Genomic DNA, 18,935 nt, shown 5'->3' with positions numbered 1-18,935 from the left:
TGTAAAACATCTTATATTTTATATAAATTTGTCGTATAATATGCTTAGAAAATAATTATGTGGACATTATCATCATAATTGTTATTTTTTTAACTTTTACTTGATAATGATTTTCACTATCAGGAGGTAGTTTAATGTTTAAACAATGGAATGGATTTAAAACTGGTCACTGGACTGAAATAATTGATGTTAGAGACTTTATTCAGAAAAACTATACCGAATACGTATATGATGAGTCTTTTTTAACTAATATAACCAAAAAGACCTCAAAACTTTGGTATGAAGCTAATGCCTTAATTATTGAAGAAATCAAAAAAGGAATAATTGATGTTGAAACTACTAAATTCTCTGGAATTGGTAATTTTGATGCTGGATATATAGATAAAGATAATGAAGTAATCGTGGGACTTCAAACAGATGCTCCTTTAAAAAGAATAATGAATCCCTATGGTGGTATGAGAATGGTTAAGCAATCCCTTGCTGAATATGGGTTTAAAATGAAAGATGGTTTAGAAGAAAACTTTACTGAATTTAGAAAAACACACAACGATGGAGTGTTTGATGCCTATAGTGAAGCTACTAAAACAGCTAGGCATGTAGGTCTTTTAACTGGCCTTCCTGACGCTTACGGTAGAGGAAGAATAATAGGTGATTATAGGAGAATAGCCTTATATGGTATTGACTATCTAATAAAACAAAAAAAGATGGATAAATCAGAATTAGATATGCAACCTACTACTGAAGAAAATATTAGAAGACGAGAAGAAGTATCAGAAGAAATAAAAGCATTGGATAAAATAAAAAAATTAGCATCTAAATATGGTGTTGATATTTCACAACCTGCTGAGAATACTAAAGAAGCAATCCAATTCTTATATTTTGGATATTTAGCAGCAGTTCAAGAAAATAATGGTGCCGCAATGTCTTTAGGAAGAAATACTGCTTTTCTTGATATCTATATAGAAAGAGATATTAATAAAGGAATTTTAACCGAAGAAACTGCTCAAGAATTAATTGATCAATTAGTTATTAAATTAAGGTTAGTAAGACATTTAAGAACTCCTGAATATAATGATTTATTTGCTGGAGATCCTAATTGGATTACAGAATCTTTAGGTGGTGTATCTTTAACTGGTAAATCATTAGTAACAAAAACTACCTATAGATTCATTCATACACTAACTAATTTAAGCCCTGCTCCAGAGCCAAATATGACAGTACTTTGGTCAGAAAAATTGCCTGAAGCATTCAAAAAATATTGTGCTAAAATGTCCATTGAAACAGATTCTTTACAATATGAAAATGATGATATGATGCGCCATATTTTTGGAGATGATTATGCTATTGCTTGTTGTGTATCTGCTATGAAAATTGGTAAACAAATGCAATTTTTTGGAGCTAGAGCTAACTTAGCAAAATCTTTATTATATGCTATAAATGGTGGTATTGATGAGGTTAAAACAAATAAAGATGGCAGCTTAATTACAGTTGTTCCTAATATAGAGAGAATTACTGATGATGTGTTAGATTATAATAAAGTTAAAGCTAACTATGATAAAGTTTTAGACTATGTAGCCAAGCTTTACATAGATACAATGAATGTAATACACTATATGCATGATAAATATGCCTATGAAGCTGGACAAATGGCATTACATGATACAAATATAGGAAGATATATATCCTTTGGTATTGCAGGTCTTTCTTGTGCTGCTGATTCCTTAAGTGCTATAAAATATGCTAAGGTGAAACCTATAAGAAATGAAAATGGAATTGCTATAGATTTTGAAGTTGAAGGAGATTTTCCTAAATTCGGTAATGACGATGATAATGTTGATGATTTTGCAGTTCAGTTAGTAAAAGATTTTACTACAAAACTTAAAAAACATCCTACTTATAGAAATGCTGATGTATCTTTATCTGCATTAACAATAACTTCAAATGTTGTATATGGTAAAAAAACAGGTTCTACTCCTGATGGAAGAAAAAAAGGAGAACCTTTAGCTCCTGGTGCTAACCCAATGCATGGAAGAGATATTAATGGTGCTTTGGCTTCATTAAATTCTGTAGCTAAAATACCTTATAGAGAATGGTGCCAAGATGGCATTTCAAATACTTTCTCCATAATTCCAGATGCACTTGGTAACCAAAAAGATATACAAATTGAAAATCTAGTAAATTTACTAGATGGATATTTTTCACAAAATGCTTTCCATCTAAATGTTAATGTTTTAAGTAAAGAAACTTTAATAGACGCCATGGAAAATCCTAATAAATATCCAACCTTAACAATAAGAGTTTCTGGTTATGCTGTTCACTTTAATAGATTAACTAAAGAACAACAATTAGAAGTTATTAGAAGAACATTCCACGAAAGAGTTTAAAAGGAGAAATAAAATGGTAATTGGTAGAATACATTCTTTTGAAAGTATGGGTTTAGTTGACGGTCCTGGTATAAGAAACGTTATATTCCTTCAAGGATGCAACCTTAGATGCAGCTTTTGTCATAATCCAGATACATGGAATTTTAATGCTGGTGAAGAAATATCCTCTGAAGAATTAATAAAAAAAATACTTCGTTTTAAACCATATTTTAAAAAGAGTGGTGGTGTAACCTTCTCTGGAGGTGAGCCTCTTCTTCAACCTGAATTTCTACTTCAAATGCTAAAACTCTGTAAAGAAAATAATATTCATACTGCTATTGATACTGCTGGATATGGTAAAGGAGATTATGATGAAATATTAAAATATACGGATTTAGTTTTACTAGATATAAAACATATAGATAGTGAAAAATATAAGTATTTAACTTGTCAGTGTAAATGTCACTTTGATAAGTTTTTACACTCTATAAAAAAGAATAAATCTAAGTTATGGATTAGACAAGTTATAATTCCTAATTTTAATGATTCTAAAGAATATATAACTTCCCTAGCAAATGTAATAAATGAAATTAAGTCAACAAATGTTATAGAAAAAGTAGAACTTCTCTCCTACCATATACTAGGAAAAAGCAAATATGAGAATTTAAATTATCCTTATAGACTTTTAGATGTTCCTCCAATGGATAAAGAGAAATGTAAAAAGCTTGAAAATCTACTTTTGTCTTTAATTAATTAAATATTAATATAAGGGCTGCTATAAAATTAAATTTTATAGCAGCCCTTTCAATATTATAAATATAAAAATTTTAATCACCTTATATATTTTTATTGAATAAGTATATATTATAACTTATTATTTTTCATTATAACTCTTCCAAAAGTTATCACTATTGACAATTATACTTCTATATTATATAATGATGTAAACGTTATGTTAATTAAAATTCAATATTTATTTTACTAGGTGAAGGATATGAGAGAGCGCTTATAATTAAGCCGCCGAAGGGACAAGTTTTGTTTATCCCAATTAAGCAAAATGAAATTCTCAGGCAAAAGGATTATATCTGGATAGACTCTGGATACAAACAGAGAGAACAAACTTTGGGTTTTGTTCTCTCTTTATTTTTTTACTTTTAAAAGAATAGCTATTCTATTTAAATATATAAAAAATATAACTATAATCAAAGGATTTTTAAAATTTAAAATTTAATATTTATTCTACTAGGTGAAGGATATAAGAGAGAGCTTAAATTAAGTCGCCGAAGGGACAAGTTTTGTTTTATCCCAATTAAACAAAATGAAATTCTCAGGCAAAAGGATTATATCTGGATAGACTCTGGATACAAACAGAGAGAACAAATTTGGGTTTGTTCTCTCTATTTTTTATTAAAAAAATAAAAAATTCATCAAGGGGGAGATATTTTATGACAGATTCCAAAAATAAAAAAGGATATCTATTAGCTTTAATTGCAGGTGCTTCTTGGGGAGCTATGGGTATCTTCGTAAAAAATTTAGGAAATATGGGTTTAGACTCTATGACTATATCCTCTTTTAGACCCACTATAGCTGTACTTGTCTATGTTTTAATAAATTTAATAAAAGATCCAAAAGCATTTAAAACAGATTTAAAAGGTCTATTATTATTTGCTATTTATGGTGTATTTGCATTAGATGGTATGTTTATTGCATCTAGCTATGCAGTTCATTACACCGGTGTGGCCACTGCTTCAGTTTTACTATTTATTAATCCAATTATTGTAGTAGTGTTATCCTATTTCATATTTAAAGAAAGTTTTACACTAAAAAAATTTATAGCTTTAATTTTAGCCTTACTAGGATGCTGTTTAGTTGTGAAAGCTTATGATAGTTCCGCTTTTAAACTAAACTTTGTAGGAATAATGTGGGGTATAGCTTCCGGCTTTGCAGTAGCACTCCAAAATATTTTGGGTAAAATAGGTTTAAAAAAGTATTCATATAAAACTCATATGATTTATTCATTTTTATTTGGAGCAATATTTTTATGGTTCTTCGTACCACCATGGACTTTAGTAAAATCTATTTCAAATACCTCTACATTAATCAATATTCTTGGATTAGGAGTATTAGCTACACTTGTACCTAATAATGCCATTGTAAAGTCTCTACAATATATAGAATCAGGTAAAGCAAGTATTGTAGCTAGCGTAGAACCTGTAGTGGCTTCTGTATTAGCTTTCATAATTTTTGGTGAAGTTTTTCAAATACCTCAATTATTTGGTATAGTGTTGATAATGACTTCTATAATATTGATTCAACTTAAAGAAAAAGTATGTACTAAAAAAGCAGAAGAAGTAAAGCCATTGGAAAACACTATGGAAAATTTAAACTCTTCGCTAACTGAAGAAGAACCTATAAAAGAAGAATTATCTATTTGTGAAAAATCTAAAACAACAGAACATGATAAAGCATTTAAAGAACATAACGTAGCCTATTAGAAAATGAAGAGTTATAAACTCTTCATTTTTATTTTAAATTGTTCTTATAATTCCTACAGCTTTTCCCAATATAAATATCCCCTCTTCATTTACCGGAATAGGCTCATATTTTTCATTTTCAGGCATTAAAAATATTCCCTTTTTATTTATATTTAATCTTTTTAACGTAGCACTTCCCAAAATATTCACTGCTACAATATCATTATGCATTGCATCGATTTGTCTATTTATTACTACATAATCTCCGTCATTAATATTTGCATTTAACATACTATCCCCTTTTACCTTGAGCATAAAACAATCTTTAAGTCCCTTAAGCCAATATTTAGGCAAAGAAAATTCATCCTCTAAAGATGGATTTATTAGAATTGGTTCTCCTGCTGCTATATTAGTAAACATAGGAATTTTAACTACTTCTTCTTTATTATATTCTATAGTTTCATTATCATTATTTACTATTACTTCTTCTGAATTTAAAGCTTCCTTAATCATAACAAACTCTTGATTATGTCTTAAATCAAAATACTGAAATTTTTCCATAAAATTATGATTCTTGATTTCTTCTATAGTATTTTGTGTATCTTTTAAAATATTTTTATAGTTAAACCTTTTTACTTTCTTTTGAAAATTTTTCATATACATTTTCCCTTTTTTAATAAATGGAGAATATACAGATTCCCCTTTGTTTGTGTCAAATGAAAAATTAATAGTAGAATAAGATTTTTCTTTAGAAAGGGCTTTTATAAACTCCCACTGAAGATTTGTGATTTTTTCACCTTCATCTATAAATATATGTATAAATTCAGGCTTCAACTTTGCTTCATGTATAGCACAGGAAAGCATGTCTTCATACGTTATATATCCTGCATCTTTAACTTTATTTTCATATACTTCCTTTAATCTAAAAATGGCTTCTCTAGCTTTGCTTTTTTTAGTTAATTTCTGATGAGTTGGTGAATTCTTATAATCCTCTAAGCTATTGTAATTAAAATTTTTCATCCATTTTATTTCATTTATAAAAAACTCACTACTCTTATTCTTTAAAACTTTAACTCTTCTATAATCATCTTTAACAATTTCTATACACTCTTTAATTATCTTTTTTTCTAATTCTTCATCCTGTATCAATTTTAAATGCATATTATTTCTTCTCAAATAATCTTGAAAATATTTCATAACTACATCATTAAGCTTTAATATATAAGGTTCTCTAGAAAAAGAAGATAACAAAGTATAATATTTATAATCCGCTTTACTTTCAATATTTTTATAAAATGATTTTATATATTTATAATTATTATTTGTAAGAGACAATAATAGTATTTTATCATCACTAGAAAAAGAATAATTATTCTTAGCATATAACATTCTAAGTATCAAGGATGTGCTTTTCCCTGTACCTGCTACTCCACTTAATACATTTATTTTGTTAAGTTTGCCTTTTACAAATTTTTTTTGAACTTCATTTAAAATCATATTATCACCTCTTTAAGGTCCAATCTTAATATTTAATATCTGCTATTTAATCTATTATACATTTTATTATCAAATAAATAAAGTTAACTTTATTTAAACTGAGAATATGCTACAATTATCCATGAGGTGATTTTTATGAGCAGAATACAAGGAATATTTTACGTTATACTATCTTCTATATGCTTTAGTGCAATGCCAATTTTCGCTAAATTTTGTTATAATTCTGGCATGAATTCTTATAATGTTTTATTTTTTAGATTCTTAATTGCTTCTATACTTTTATTGCTTTACCTTAAAATAAAAGGAATATCTATTAAAATAAAAAAACACCAATTAAAAATATTATTCTTTTTAAGCACTATAGGATATTCCGCTACATCTATTTTACTTTTTTTATCCTATAATTATATTTCAGTAGGCATGGCTACTATTATACACTTTGTTTATCCTTTGATGGTAACTATTGTTTCCTTTTTCATATATAGAGAAAAAATTACACTAAAAAAAATTTCTTCCTTATTTCTTGCTATTATAGGAATTTATACATTAGTAGGGTTTGAAGGTGCTTCTTTAAATAAATATGGAATTATTATATCATTTTTATCTGCAATATTTTATGCTTATTATATAATTGGGGCTTCTCATAAAAAGGTAAAGACCATGGATAATTTTCTTATGACTTTTTACATTACTTGTATATCAACTTTATTTATTGGAATTATATGCTTTTTTAGAGGAGATTTTAATTTTACTACAAATTATTCAGGTGTAATTTCTCTATTTCTAATAGCCATTATATCAACAATACTTGCGCTAATGTCCCTTATAAAAGGAATAAAGATAATAGGTCCATCCATAGCTTCTATACTAAATACTTTGGAACCTATTTTAAGTATTCTATTAGGTATACTTATACTTAAAGAACCCATTACCATATTTATTGTAATAGGCTCTCTCTTAGTAATATTATCAATTATAATTATAACTCTAGATAATAACTGTTATTGTGAAAAAAATCAATCGCAGGCTTTGGTAGATTTGCGAAAAGAAGAAACTTTATAAAACTAACTAATTTTTTATAACATCTTTATTATTTTTCTATAATAAGAAAATCTATGAATTGCTATATTAATTCCAGACCAAAACATAGCTGCCGACCATCCTGCTAATACATCACTTAAATAATGCACTCTTAAATATACTCTACTTAATCCAATGAATATAGCCATTATTATAAATATTGTAGATATAATATATTTGATACTTTTATTTTTAATATATAAAAGTATCAAATATACAATAATAATAGAAAAAGTTAAAAACACCATAGCATGTCCACTTGGTAAACTATATCCTCTTGCTGAAATAATTCTTATAGAAGGTCTATCTCTTTTAAACGATATTTTTAACACTTCATTAAAGAGCCATACCCCTAAAATATTAAGAGCAAAAAATGTTCTTTCATTTTTCATTCCTTTTAAATAAAGTAATGCAACAACAACTACTGTCATTATTATAACAGATACTGGATCTCCTATATTTGTAAATGCTTTAAAAAAACTATTCAAAGCATTATTCTCTATTGTTTTAACATATTCTATTGCTAACATATCAATTTTCAAGTTTCCCTTTTCTTTAAAATAATATTGTATTATATTTACAAAAGCTATAATAGCTATAAAAGATACTACAATACCTACAAAAAAGTATCTCCATCTTTCATCATTTTCTTTATAAGACTTTATAAAATTTTTATGGGATGAATTTAAAAAATATTTCAAAATACCACCTCTAAGTTCAATTGTATAAGTATATATACCATAGACTTTCTAATGTTGTCAAATATTACGATTTTATAAATAAAAAACATCAAGTTTTATTTTTCTCGATGTTTTTTATTAATTTATTATTTATTTTTTTCAACTTTGTTACTAGGATTAGTATTATATAAAAATTTATATACCTTGTCATATACATTATTGCTTCCTATAACTACAATAGTATCTCCTGCATGAAATACATAATCCGGTCCTGGTGATATTATTATCTTCTGTTTTCTTCTATAAGCAACTATGGTAGCTCCTGTTGCTTGCCAAAATCTTATTTCATTTATCTTTTTTCCTAAAACATTGCAATCTTCATTAACTTCTATCTCTATTAAGGTAAAAGGAGTAATATTCTTAAATCTATCTATAAAATCTAATATTTTTTCAAAATTTAATTGTATTTCATCATCTAGTTCTTTTTTCTTATCAATTAACTTAAATATATTCTCCTTTACTGTGCTTAAGTACTCAGTATCCTTATTTTTTTCTATAAACTTCTCCGCAGCAGGGACAGATAATATCTCTATTCCACTCCCCTTTGTGGAAGATACAACTCTCATATCTTCTAATAACGCTATAGCTCTCCTTATTGTTTCTGGTGATACATTATACATACTTGCTAAAGTAGATCTTCCACTAATTTTTTCATCAGTTTTTAGTTCTCCTAGGACAATTTTATTTGCAATATCTAATGCTATATTTTTATATACTGCCCCGCCTTGATGACCTTTCATTTCAATTCCTCCATTAACACAATTATATATAATGGATAATTATCCAACTATTTTATCCAATCCTATACTATATTACACCAATTTTTATTTATTTTCTACTATTTTCTCATTTTTTTCAAAATATTCTATGGTTCCTCTGTAAATAGCTCTATTAAAATAGTCATCACTTAAATCTGAAAAATCCTTACTGTCTAATCTTATAATTTGTTGAACTATAGGAAATAGCTGCATTCCATATAAGTACATACATTCTTTTGGTTTTATTCCTGGCCATGCATTACAACTTACTACAACTCTTCTATTTTCTTTATTAACACCTTCGGGTATTACATTGTAAATAGGGTCATCTGGATATATTACTGGCTTATCTAAAGTTCCTGTAGGTATTCCTTCTATAGCTTTAACTTGTATAGGATTAATATCTGTTAAATAAGGATCTGCAGTTAAATCAAGTATTACAGCATGAGGCTTTAAATAGCTAATTAAATCATTTGTTATTATATAATCAGAAGCATTATCTCTTGTAGAAGCATCAACTAATATATCTGTTTCTTTCAAAGCCTTTATAAGTTCTTCTCTATCACTTGTAATACTTCTTGGCAGCATACTAACTAAAATACCTTTAGCTCCTATTTCCTTCATTTTTTTATTTAAATCTAGGTTTCCATATTTACCAGCTGCCTTTGCAGCGTATAATCCTACCATTCCCATACCTATAATGGTAACTTTTATAGTTTCTCTATTTTTTTCATAGAAGTTCTTCATATTATTTGAAAGTTCTTTAAAGGCTAATTCTATTCCATTTCCAGAAGTTCCATTATAGTTTACTACTATCCTTTCTAAAAAGTCATTTCTTAAAGAATCCATGGATACACCAAAAATATTTTTATCCTTTAATTTTTTTACTCTTGTAGCTCTTGTTGGATAGTGGAGCATACTGATTAAAGCACTCTCATCTTTCATATAATCTATTTCATTAAATTCTGGTGAGCGCAACACTGTTACTATATCTTTTTCATAACATTCTCTATTTGAAACGAACTTTATATTATTATTTGCCTGTAAATATTCTTCTTTAGATATGCCCATGGCTTCTCCGTAACCTTCTTCTAAAAAGAATTCTGCATTTTCACCGCTTAATCTTCTAAAAAAGTCTGGTAAAAAATCTCTTTTTTCATTTTTTTCTTTATGCATTCGTGGAAATCCTAATGTTATCATAACAATCCCCCTCTTTACAAAAATTTATATGAAAGTTTTTGACAATAAAAAACTCATATAGTATAATTAAGTTGTCAATAGTTACAACTTCATTATATACTGCAAGTTGTAATTTTTCAATATATTTTATTAAAGGGGGACAAATACTTGAATAATGTAGAAAATTTTTTAAATAAAAAAGGATTTTCTTTTGCCCTTTCTATAGATTGCGAAGGAACTAACTTTGATAAAAATTTAGAAAATAACGTGAAAAATTTAGAAAGACTTCTAAAACTTAATTCAGAAAATGATATATATACTATACTTTTTATTACTCCTTTTTTTGCAAATATGCTTTCTAATTTAAATTTAGTCCAAAGAATAAAACAGTATAAAGTTATATTTGGACTTCATATACATCCAGATAATCTACCTGAGGAAATAAAAATTCATTGTCCTTTTATAAATGATGAAGAAGAACTCTTAACAGCTTATTCTTATGAAGAACAAAAAATAGTTATAAAGCACTGTATGGATTATTTACATAATAAAGAAATAGCTCCAATAGAAATTTTTAGAGGTGGATATTTCTCTATGGATGATAATACAACTAAATGTCTTATAGAATTAACAAATATACGGTATGAATCACATAATATTTATAGAGAACAATATAAGGTTACTGAAAACTTGTTATCTCCATTACCAGTATATGCATTTGATGATAAAGAAGAATTAAGACTTGAGTATTTCTCCACAGAAAAATTAGTAGAACTACTTATAAATGCTATTAAAGAGGATAAGAAAGCTTTAGGTATTACTCATAGTTATCTACTAGATCCAGAAGATTTTCATTATAAAAGAGATAATATAAAAGAAGATATTCATTTTAGATTAAATAAGTTAATTAAAGTAATAAATTTATATAAAAAAGCTATAGAACCTATAGAAAATATAAAAATATAAAAATATAAAAATAATTGTATAGATAAGAATGGAGGTTTTTTATGAGAGATTATAGGGAAATTGAATTATGGAAGGACGTCACAGAAGAGCAGTGGAACGATTGGAAATGGCAAGTAAGAAATAGAATAACCTCAGTGGAAACGTTAAAAAAAGTTATTAATCTTTTACCCGAAGAGGAAGAAGCTATCGATAAATGTTTAGAAACTCTAAGGATGGGTATTTCCCCTTATTATGCGACTTTAATAGATCCTAATGATCCAAATGATCCTATAAGAAAGCAAGCTGTACCTACTATAAATGAATTGAGTTTTTCTAGTGCAGATATGAGTGATCCTTTACATGAAGATGCAACTTCTCCAGTGCCAGGATTAACCCATGCATACCCAGATAGAGTATTGTTTTTAATTACAGATATGTGTTCTATGTACTGTAGACACTGTACTAGAAGAAGATTTGCAGGCCATACGGATGCTTCTATGCCTAAAAATAGAATTGAAATGGCCTTAGATTATATAAGGAATACTCCTACTGTAAGAGATGTTCTCTTATCCGGAGGAGATGCGCTTATGGTAGATGATGATAGATTAGAATATATAATAAAAAATTTACGTGAAATACCTCATATAGAAATCATAAGATTAGGTTCAAGAATTCCTGTAGTAAATCCTATGAGAATTACAGATAATCTTGTAAATATGCTAAAAAAATATCATCCTATTTGGTTAAATACACACTTTAATCATCCACAAGAAATAACTGAAGAATCAGTAAAAGCCTGTGAAAAATTAGCAAATGCAGGTATACCTTTAGGAAATCAATCTGTTCTTTTAAAAGGTGTTAATGATTGTGTGTATATTCAACGAGATTTAGTTCATAAATTGGTTAAAATGAGAGTAAGACCTTACTATTTATATCAATGTGACTTATCTCAAGGTATAGAACATTTTAGAACTAAAGTTGCAAAAGGTATTGAAATAATAGAAGGCCTAAGAGGTCATACTTCTGGTTATTGTGTTCCTACTTTTGTAGTTGATGCTCCTGGTGGCGGAGGAAAAATCCCTGTAATGCCTCAGTATTTAATAAGTCAATCTCCATCTAAAGTAGTATTAAGAAACTACGAAGGAGTTATAACTACCTATACTGAACCAGAACATTTTGAAGAAACTAAATGTTCCTGTCATGTATGTAGTGGTAAAAAAGAAGAAGAAACTACTGGTGTTTTTTCACTTTTAGAAAACAAGAGAATGAATTTAGAACCAAAATCTTTAGATAGAAAAAATAGAATAAGTGAATATAAAAAACTTCACAGTAAATAAAGTAAATTCTATTTTAAAATACAAAAGAAGGCAACTATGATTATAGGTGCCTTCTTTTTAATTTATTCTATTTTGAAAGTTTTAATTTCATCTGTAAGTTTTTGTGACATTCTATTCAATTCTTCAGCTAATGCATTTATTTCTTCCATTTCTGCATTTTGTTCTTCAGTAGCTCCACAGACATTCTGAGCTGCATCTGCTATCTTCTCTGATACCTCTGAAACTCCTTCTACTACAGAAAGAACTTTGTTTCTACTCTCATTAACAGTTACTAAACTTTCAGATATATTATTTATTTTTTCTACTACATTTTCAATAGATAAATTTATTTCTTTAAATGTTTCTTTAGTATTATTTACAGCTTCATTTTGTTTTACCACTACTACTTCTGATTGTTTTATAGTACTCTTTGCAAGTTCAATATCTTTTTGTATATTAGTTATTATTGATTTTACATTATTAGTTGATTCTGCTGTATTCTCAGATAATTTTCTAACTTCTTCTGCAACAACAGAAAATCCTTTTCCTGCTTCTCCTGCTCTTGCTGCTTCAATAGCCGCGTTTAAAGCAAGTAAGTTAGTTTGTTCTGATATAGAAGTTATAGTCTCTACTATAGTTCCTATGCTATTTGCTTTTTCACTAAGAGCATTTATTACTTTATTAACTTCATTAGATACCTTTCTATTTTCCTCATTTTTCTCTTCTAATGTGTTAATAGTTTGGAATCCCTTATTAGAAACTTCATATACTCTATTAGAATATTGTTTACTATTATCTATATGTTTTACTACTAAATCAAGTTCCCTTGAAAGTTCATTAACAGCACTCAATCCTTGTTTTGAAGTTTCAGCTCCTGATTCCATATTACATGCCACTTCTGTAATAGTTTGAGCAACTTCGTTGATGGAGCTAGAAGTTTGCTCTGTTGATGCCAATAACGATTCTGAAGAATTTGTAACTACTAAAGATGCTTCATTAATATTTTTAATAAGATTTTTCATATTATTTATCATTAAATTAAAGCTATTACTTAGAGTTCCAATTTCATCTTTAGATGTATAATCACTATTTACTGTTAAATCTCCTTCAGATGCCTTTGTAGTTAGGCTCACTAAGCCAATTAGTGGTTTTGTAAATGTATTTGAAAGAATATAAGTAATTACTATTACTGCTAATAATATAATTAGTCCTACTATAATAGTTTTATTTTGAATACTTTTCACCATAGCAAAAGCATCTTGTGTTTTTTCTACTGTAATTACAGCCCAATTTTGCGAATTTCCAGGTAACTTTATTGTTTGGTAAGCACTTATTATTTCATTTCCTTCTAAATCCTTATACTGAATTATGTCGCTCTTACCAGATAAAGCTTCGAGAGTTATTTCTTTAAGTTTTTCTGGAACTTTAACTTCTTCAATTTTTGTCTTTGGGCTTCCGTTAGCATCTTTTATTACCTTTCCTGATCCATCTTTTAATTTAATAGTTTTTTGTAAGCTCTTGTAGTTATAAATTTCTTGAACTTGGTTTTTATCTGGATGAGCTATAACCGCTCCTTCGCCATCAATTACATATGCATATACTTGCTGTGAACTATATTTTTCAACCATTTTCTGAAGCTCGTCCAATTTTAAATCTGCATCCATTACTCCCCTCATTTTATTTTTATCATCAAATATAGGAAAAATAATAGAATTTATTGCTTCACTATCATCATTTACAGTAAGATAAGATTTACTTACAAAAGGCTTTTGAGTATTTACACTTTGCTTAAACCACCATCTATCTGCTCTATTTGCTAATTTACCTTTAGTTCTAGCTGTCTGATCTCCTTTCATATCTTGTATGCAGAACAAATCAAAATAAGGATTTCTCTTTATAGTGTCCTTTACCGCCTTTGTTTGTTTTGTAGCATTAAATTCCTTTATATTGTCATTACTTATAAGTTCTTCTGTTAGAACATAAGCTTTAGTCATATAATCTGTTACGCTATTTCCTATAGTTTTAGCTAAAGTTTTGTGATCTTCATAGATATGACTTTTTAAATTTTTAGTTGTGTAAAAGTTAAAAATAAAGCTAGATATTATAAGTGGTATAGTTACAAGTAATATTGAAGCTACAATTAGCTTATGTTTGATAGATCTAATTTTGATCCCCTCCCTTATGTAACATTATATATAAATTATAGACATTAAAACTTTTATATTTACATTTATCATTTTAATGCCTTATAATTCAAAATTATATTTCTACCAATAATACTATATAGTGCTAAAGTTCTAATATACATTAATTATTTTACTTCCATTTCTCTAATATGTAAATAAAAATTTCTAAACTTTCATAATATTACTTAATCAAACATAATCCGCTATTTTATTTAATTAATTTAAAAATTATTCATTTTATTTAAATTTGTCTAATATTATTATCGTATACTATTGATAAAATATTATTATAAAAATAAGGAATCCAAAATGGAATCCTTATTTTCTTATTCCGTATCCACCATAAACAGTTTTAATATCATTTATTGATATTACTGAATTTATATTAGTATTTTCAATTAGTTTAACTATCTCATTTTTTCTTCTTCTTTTTGCATGTACCATTAAAAGAGTTTTAGTTTCATTCATTCCTTCAGCTTTAACCTTTGTTACTCCTATATTTTCTTTTCTTAATATACCTGCTAAATTATTTCCATCAGCTTCTGAAACTATGACATTTATAGTTAAAAGCCCTAGAGCTAACTTTTCTTCTATAATTGAACCTAAATAGTTACCACATGCAAATCCTAAAGCATATATTACCATTCTTATAGGATCTTCATTAATACCATTTAGAACTTTATTAACAAGATAAAGCCAAATTGATACTTCTGCAAACCCAATTATTGATCCATAGCCTTTTTCTCCCCTTGTTATTAATACAGTTCTTACAGTCATAAGGGATACTTCTAATATTTTAGCTGAGAAAATAAGCAAATAGGTCATCATAACAAATTGCCCCCTTTTTATTAAAATGTTAATAATAACTTATTCTATTCTCTACAGATATTTATTATGTCTTTTAAAGCTGCCGCTGCTGCTCCTGTTGGGTTAGAAGCTCCTCCTAAGACACATATTTCCCCCATAATATCTGTATTAAAAATTATACCCTTATTTGTATTTTTAATAGCTGCTAAAATATTATTTTTATCTATCTTTTCTGGGCAAACCTCTAAAATTACATTTCCATCTTTAATATGAGCTTTACTTAATAATTTTATTATTTTTCCTTCATTCTTAGCTTCTTTTATATCCTCTCTACTAATATCTCTTATTCCTTTAATATTAATTTGCTCTAATCCACACTTTGTATTCATAAAACTATTTGATAATATTAAAAGTTTACAAGCGCTGTCTATTCCATCGATATCCATAGAATTCTCTTTTTCTGTTATTCCTTTATTTATTGCTTCCCTTAATGCATCATCAAAAGAAATATTGTCTTCATCCATCCTATCTAGTATATAATTTGTAGTTCCGTTTAGCACACCTAATATAGATTTTATTTTAGCACCTGCTAAGCTGTAATAACCCATATCCATAGTAGGAAGTGCTGCTGCAGTAGCTCCACTATATTTTATATTAACCTTTTCCATTTTTGCCAGTTCCATAATTTTATTAAAATTAGTAACTAAAGCTCCTTTAGAAACCATTACAATATCCATGCCTCTTTTTATTGCATTTATTATATATTTTAATCCGTCTCCTCCAGTATGAATATCACTATTTGTACATTCAATTAATATATCTCCTTGAAAAACCGTATAATCGTAGAATGAATCCTTATATATATTTCCATATTCTAACATTCCTCTAGAACCCTTACTACATTTTAAGAGCATCTCTAAATTTAACCCATTATCATCAAATACACAACCATTTTTTCCTATAACACCACATAATATTAAATCAATATTATGCTTTTTCTTTATTTCATCTTTTCTTTCATATAGCAATTTAACAAACTCTCTTCCTACATTTCCAAAGCCTGATAATACTAAATTCTTTTTCATAAGATCACCCATTCCTTAAAAAATAATATTAACATTTTTACAATTTAAATTTTTATACTTTTTAAGATTTAGTGTATAGTTTAATAACTCTATTTTATTTCTACTTTTTTACCATCAATTCCTATACCATAAAGACTATTATCTATATCATTTATATAATATAAAACTTCTCCCTTTCTTACAGCTTCAGAATTAGAATTTAACGATTCTCTTAAAAACTTGAAATTCTCTTTATTACATAAAATATACTTACTTCTATTCCAATTATGATCTTTACTTATTTCTGCATCTGTCATATTAAAATATTTATAACTCACATTTTCTTTATTGTCAGGTAATGAATCATCCCATGTAGCATCCACATGGTAATAATTGTTGTTTATTTTAACAATATTCCAAGCATGTTCTCCATCAACAGTTGTTCCCTCTACTCTCTCACATTCTATTTTAGCTTTGTTCAACAACATTTTCATTGTAAGAGCATATCCATTGCAGACACCTTTTTTCTTTAATAAAATACCATAAGGATAATATTCCTCCTTAGGAACTGTACCTTTTACAAAATTATCGTAATCATATACTGTATTTTTAACAATATAATCATGAATTGCATATTCTTTTTCCAGTTCACTCATATTAGGTTTAATTATTTCTCCTATTATTTCATCTGCTTTTTTATGTAAGGATTTTCTTATATTTAAATACTTTTCTTTTGATATGTCACCTGGATATTTAATATTAATCTTAGTGAAATCATAACTTATATTAGCTATAGAATAAAATCCTGTATAATCTTCTTTAAACATATTATTTATTATAGTATTAATTTGTGGAGCATTACTCCATTTATTATTTATATATATATCTATTTCATCTTTTCCTTGGTAAAGTGAATCTTCAATAGTTTTTATGAATTCATCTTCATTGTTTATGATTTTACTATCTTTTGAAGCCACTTTTATTGGTATATAAAAATATGAATCATAAGCATTATAGCTTTCTTTGTCTCTAGAATTTTTCCTATATTGAACTTTAATATTTCCTTCTCCTTTTTGTAATGCTTTTATATTTCCATTATCATCTATGCTTAGTACATTAGGTTGATCTACAGAATAACTTACATTGGTTATATAATATTTCTCTTTTAAAGATTGTAATGTTATTTTCCCATAATTATTAGGAAGCATTACTTTTTTATCTAACCTACAGCTTATATCTCCTGTAAAATCGTAATCTTGAAAACTATTGTTTATAAAGTAAAAATAGTCAATATATATCATTACTTTTGACAAATCCAATTTCATATCTTCATCATAGGAATAAAATGTTTTTAAATTATTATAATAATTTAAATCCGAATTATTTAAATTTATCTTATTTTTAGCTTCTAATAATGCTTTACGTGTAGAAATTTCATCAAATTTTTTCATGTTTAAAACAATATTATTTTCCTTATTTTTTATAGCATTTAATAAAACATCATACACTTCTTCCTTATTTTCTATATCTATTATCTTTAATTTATTTTCATTAAAATTTTTTAGTGTTTGAAAAGATATTTTCTTTTCATTCTTCAGAAAATTACCCTTGTAAGCTTTAATTCCTTTTCTTATATACAAATCATATTGTCCCTTATCTTCATATTCTTCATTTGGTATAACTCTTACACTATTTGTTTTATTATCATATTGTAAATTTACAGTTTTTTTTCTATTATTTTTGTTATCGTATACATAAATATTTTCCTCATTTACAGTACTCTTTTCTAATGGACTATTAAATAATACATTCCATACTTTATTTGTTGAAACATCTTTTATTACATAGTCATCCACGTTCAATGAAGCTGCATTACAAAATGAATATGGAATAAATATTTCACCTAAAAAAACTATAATGAATATTATTCTTAATTTTTTGCTAAAATTTTTCATAAACTTCCTCCTCTATAGAAGTCATGTGAATGTCTGTTTATTTACTATATTATATCATAATAATTTCTTTATTAATAATAAAAAAATATAAAATAACAGCTAATCAGATATTTTTTACCAAATTCGCTGTTATTTATACAAATCTTTATATACTGTATTAAATACTTTTAATGCTTCTTCAATTTTATTTTTTAATAAGTCTTTCTTTTCATCCAATTCTTTATATCCCATTTCTGTTAATGTATATATCTTTTGCATCTTCTTTTTGGAATCATCCCATTTTCCTTCTACTAATTTCTGTTTTTCAAATTTCTTCAAAAGTGGATAAATACCTCCAGTACTAGGAATCCAAAGTCCATTTGTTCTTTCCCCTATTTGGTGAGCTATATCATTACCATTTGTAGGGGATAAATTTAATATAAATAAAACATATAGGGGCAGTAGTCCCTTTGTAAAAACCTGTCCTACTGCTTCCTTCTCTCTTTCTACTTTTTTTAAATTTTCTAGCTTTTTCTTATACTCCTCGTATAATCTCTTTTCTTCTGCCTTTGTATCTTCAAAGCTACTCATA

At 26.9% G+C, this 18,935-nt stretch carries 15 protein-coding genes and 2 riboswitches; of the genes, 6 read left to right on the top strand and 9 right to left on the bottom strand.

The window, feature by feature from the left end; translation table 11 throughout:
- The first annotated feature begins 134 nt into the window (after positions 1–134).
- The 3 genes from pflB (at position 135) to J2Z24_RS03675 (ending at position 4,858) form a co-directional block, all read left to right on the top strand.
- On the top strand, positions 135–2,384 hold the full coding sequence (gene pflB, locus J2Z24_RS03685) for a formate C-acetyltransferase (protein WP_035144675.1): 2,250 nt from the start codon (positions 135–137) through the stop codon (positions 2,382–2,384).
- A 13-nt stretch (positions 2,385–2,397) separates the two neighbouring features.
- Complete coding sequence (gene pflA, locus J2Z24_RS03680) at positions 2,398–3,120, top strand: pyruvate formate-lyase-activating protein (protein WP_035144677.1); 723 nt, start codon at positions 2,398–2,400, stop codon at positions 3,118–3,120.
- 228 nt (positions 3,121–3,348) lie between these two features.
- Positions 3,349–3,455, top strand: a riboswitch (glycine riboswitch).
- A gap of 154 nt (positions 3,456–3,609) precedes the next feature.
- Positions 3,610–3,716: riboswitch (glycine riboswitch) on the top strand.
- Positions 3,717–3,808: 92 nt separating this feature from the next.
- Positions 3,809–4,858: a DMT family transporter gene (locus J2Z24_RS03675; protein ID WP_051593127.1), complete on the top strand. Its 1,050-nt coding sequence runs from the start codon at positions 3,809–3,811 to the stop codon at positions 4,856–4,858.
- Between the two features lie 33 nt (positions 4,859–4,891).
- On the opposite strand, the gene J2Z24_RS03670 is transcribed toward J2Z24_RS03675, so the two are convergent.
- Positions 4,892–6,334 (bottom strand): S24 family peptidase, encoded by a 1,443-nt coding sequence (locus J2Z24_RS03670; RefSeq protein WP_035145243.1) that lies wholly within the window; start codon positions 6,332–6,334, stop codon positions 4,892–4,894.
- Between the two features lie 135 nt (positions 6,335–6,469).
- On the opposite strand from J2Z24_RS03670, the gene J2Z24_RS03665 reads away from it, so the two are divergent.
- Positions 6,470–7,396, top strand: a complete 927-nt coding sequence (locus tag J2Z24_RS03665) for a DMT family transporter (RefSeq protein ID WP_035145245.1) — start codon at positions 6,470–6,472, stop codon at positions 7,394–7,396.
- Positions 7,397–7,410: 14 nt separating this feature from the next.
- Here J2Z24_RS03665 and J2Z24_RS03660 read toward each other — a convergent pair whose 3' ends face one another.
- The 3 genes from J2Z24_RS03660 to J2Z24_RS03650 all read right to left on the bottom strand — a co-directional run bounded on the left by J2Z24_RS03660 (position 7,411) and on the right by J2Z24_RS03650 (position 10,112).
- Positions 7,411–8,115, bottom strand: a complete 705-nt coding sequence (locus J2Z24_RS03660) for a phosphatase PAP2 family protein (protein WP_035145246.1) — start codon at positions 8,113–8,115, stop codon at positions 7,411–7,413.
- A gap of 125 nt (positions 8,116–8,240) precedes the next feature.
- Positions 8,241–8,894: a GntR family transcriptional regulator gene (locus J2Z24_RS03655; protein WP_035145248.1), complete on the bottom strand. Its 654-nt coding sequence runs from the start codon at positions 8,892–8,894 to the stop codon at positions 8,241–8,243.
- Between the two features lie 84 nt (positions 8,895–8,978).
- Complete coding sequence (locus J2Z24_RS03650) at positions 8,979–10,112, bottom strand: alanine dehydrogenase (protein ID WP_035145250.1); 1,134 nt, start codon at positions 10,110–10,112, stop codon at positions 8,979–8,981.
- A gap of 147 nt (positions 10,113–10,259) precedes the next feature.
- Between J2Z24_RS03650 and J2Z24_RS03645 the strand changes: the two genes are divergently transcribed.
- Positions 10,260–11,057 (top strand): polysaccharide deacetylase family protein, encoded by a 798-nt coding sequence (locus tag J2Z24_RS03645; protein WP_035145252.1) that lies wholly within the window; start codon positions 10,260–10,262, stop codon positions 11,055–11,057.
- Between the two features lie 41 nt (positions 11,058–11,098).
- Positions 11,099–12,373, top strand: coding sequence for a lysine 2,3-aminomutase (gene kamA, locus J2Z24_RS03640; RefSeq protein WP_035145254.1), 1,275 nt, complete (start codon positions 11,099–11,101; stop codon positions 12,371–12,373).
- Between the two features lie 62 nt (positions 12,374–12,435).
- Here the strand turns inward: kamA and J2Z24_RS21750 are convergent, their stop codons facing one another.
- The 5 genes from J2Z24_RS21750 to J2Z24_RS03615 form a co-directional block, all read right to left on the bottom strand.
- Positions 12,436–14,442 (bottom strand): methyl-accepting chemotaxis protein, encoded by a 2,007-nt coding sequence (locus J2Z24_RS21750; RefSeq protein WP_278320936.1) that lies wholly within the window; start codon positions 14,440–14,442, stop codon positions 12,436–12,438.
- A gap of 414 nt (positions 14,443–14,856) precedes the next feature.
- Positions 14,857–15,366 carry a DUF2179 domain-containing protein gene (locus tag J2Z24_RS03630; RefSeq protein ID WP_035145258.1) on the bottom strand — a complete coding sequence of 170 codons (510 nt, stop codon included), beginning with the start codon at positions 15,364–15,366 and terminating at the stop codon, positions 14,857–14,859.
- A gap of 44 nt (positions 15,367–15,410) precedes the next feature.
- The gene (locus J2Z24_RS03625) at positions 15,411–16,430 is read right to left on the bottom strand and encodes a homoserine dehydrogenase (RefSeq protein ID WP_035145259.1); all 1,020 of its coding nucleotides are present in this window, start codon (positions 16,428–16,430) and stop codon (positions 15,411–15,413) included.
- Positions 16,431–16,519: 89 nt separating this feature from the next.
- Positions 16,520–18,364 (bottom strand): transglutaminase domain-containing protein, encoded by a 1,845-nt coding sequence (locus J2Z24_RS03620; protein ID WP_051593129.1) that lies wholly within the window; start codon positions 18,362–18,364, stop codon positions 16,520–16,522.
- Between the two features lie 129 nt (positions 18,365–18,493).
- On the bottom strand, positions 18,494–18,934 hold the full coding sequence (locus J2Z24_RS03615; RefSeq protein ID WP_035145260.1) for a PadR family transcriptional regulator: 441 nt from the start codon (positions 18,932–18,934) through the stop codon (positions 18,494–18,496).
- Position 18,935: the final 1 nt, after the last annotated feature.

Origin of the sequence: Clostridium tetanomorphum (assembly GCF_017873215.1) — a bacterium.
Classification (GTDB): domain Bacteria; phylum Bacillota; class Clostridia; order Clostridiales; family Clostridiaceae; genus Clostridium_AO; species Clostridium_AO tetanomorphum.
This window is presented reverse-complemented; position numbering and strand designations above follow the sequence as displayed.

Coding starts and splice junctions, on each gene's coding strand:
- pflB (WP_035144675.1), top strand. CDS start 135: ATGTTTAAACAATGGAATGGATTTAAAACTGGTCACTGGACTGAAATA.
- pflA (WP_035144677.1), top strand. CDS start 2,398: ATGGTAATTGGTAGAATACATTCTTTTGAAAGTATGGGTTTAGTTGAC.
- J2Z24_RS03675 (WP_051593127.1), top strand. CDS start 3,809: ATGACAGATTCCAAAAATAAAAAAGGATATCTATTAGCTTTAATTGCA.
- J2Z24_RS03670 (WP_035145243.1), bottom strand. CDS start 6,334: ATGATTTTAAATGAAGTTCAAAAAAAATTTGTAAAAGGCAAACTTAAC.
- J2Z24_RS03665 (WP_035145245.1), top strand. CDS start 6,470: ATGAGCAGAATACAAGGAATATTTTACGTTATACTATCTTCTATATGC.
- J2Z24_RS03655 (WP_035145248.1), bottom strand. CDS start 8,894: ATGAAAGGTCATCAAGGCGGGGCAGTATATAAAAATATAGCATTAGAT.
- J2Z24_RS03650 (WP_035145250.1), bottom strand. CDS start 10,112: ATGATAACATTAGGATTTCCACGAATGCATAAAGAAAAAAATGAAAAA.
- kamA (WP_035145254.1), top strand. CDS start 11,099: ATGAGAGATTATAGGGAAATTGAATTATGGAAGGACGTCACAGAAGAG.
- J2Z24_RS03630 (WP_035145258.1), bottom strand. CDS start 15,366: ATGATGACCTATTTGCTTATTTTCTCAGCTAAAATATTAGAAGTATCC.
- J2Z24_RS03625 (WP_035145259.1), bottom strand. CDS start 16,430: ATGAAAAAGAATTTAGTATTATCAGGCTTTGGAAATGTAGGAAGAGAG.
- J2Z24_RS03620 (WP_051593129.1), bottom strand. CDS start 18,364: ATGAAAAATTTTAGCAAAAAATTAAGAATAATATTCATTATAGTTTTT.
- J2Z24_RS03615 (WP_035145260.1), bottom strand. CDS start 18,934: ATGAGTAGCTTTGAAGATACAAAGGCAGAAGAAAAGAGATTATACGAG.